Origin of the sequence: Pseudomonas sp. E45-MNA-CIBAN-0222, from assembly GCF_040310405.1 — a bacterium.
Taxonomy (GTDB): domain Bacteria; phylum Pseudomonadota; class Gammaproteobacteria; order Pseudomonadales; family Pseudomonadaceae; genus Stutzerimonas; species Stutzerimonas stutzeri_AC.
This window is the reverse complement of record NZ_JBEOPU010000050.1, coordinates 1-995: the sequence shown is the minus strand read 5'-3', so window position 1 is coordinate 995 and position 995 is coordinate 1. Positions and strand designations below refer to the sequence as shown.

At 58.5% G+C, this 995-nt stretch carries 1 protein-coding gene; it reads right to left on the bottom strand.

The features are described 5' to 3' along the window. Positions 1-47: 47 nt before the first annotated feature. The coding region (locus AAEZ08_RS22730) for an IS5-like element ISPsp6 family transposase (protein ID WP_500125152.1) at positions 48-995 on the bottom strand (948 nt) is incomplete at its 5' end.

The window sequence follows — 995 nt, the reverse complement described above, 5'->3', positions numbered from 1 at the left end:
ACCCTGATTTTGCTGATTAGCGGGCCAGCCCCGCCTTTCGGACGGACTTATCCCGCCGTCCGTTGCAAATACCGCTTGGCCAGTACCAGATTGGCCAACCCAAACAGACTGAACAACTGCGCCGTATTCTTTTCCAGTCCACGGTAGCGAACCTTACGATGATTGAAGCGCACCTTGATCACCTGGAAGGGATGCTCGACCTTGGCACGCAGCTGCGCCTTGGCGTATTCGACTTTGCGCTTGACTCGGTACAGCACGCTGTCTTTGCCGTGATGTTTGTAACTGCTTGGCCGTGCTGCAATCGACCAGACAACGTCCCGTTCAGCATGCTCCGGTCGCTTGGCCGCACCAGTGTATCCAGCGTCACCCGAAACATAGGTTTCGGCGCCGTGCAGCAACTGATCGACCTGGGTGACATCCGCCACGTTGGCGGCAGTCCCTACCACGCTGTGCACGAGTCCCGATGTGGCGTCGACACCAACGTGGGCCTTCATCCCGAAGTGCCATTGATTGCCTTTCTTGGCCTGATGCATCTCAGGATCACGCTTACCTTCTCGGTTCTTGACCGAGGGCGGCGCGGCGATCAGGGTAGCGTCGACGATAGTGCCTTCCTTGAGCAGCAGACCCCGGCTGGCCAGATGCTGGTTAATCGTTTCAAACAGCACCCGCGTTAGCTGATGGGTTTCCAGCAAGCGGCGAAATCGCAACAAGGTAGTGGCATCCGGTGCCGACTCACGGCCCAGGTCGATGCCGATGAAACCACGAATGGCCTGGCTGTCGTAGACGGCATCTTCGGTACCTTCATCGGAGAGACCGAAACACTGCTGCACGACATACATGCGCAGCATGCGCGACAACCCAATCGCAGGGCGTCCACGCTTGCCTGTGGTGTCGCTATAGAACGGCGCCACTTGCGCCTCCACTTGTGCCCAGGGCACCAGCTGTTCAAGGTCAGCCAGGAAGCGATCTCGGCGAGTCTGCTTTTTCTTGCCGGT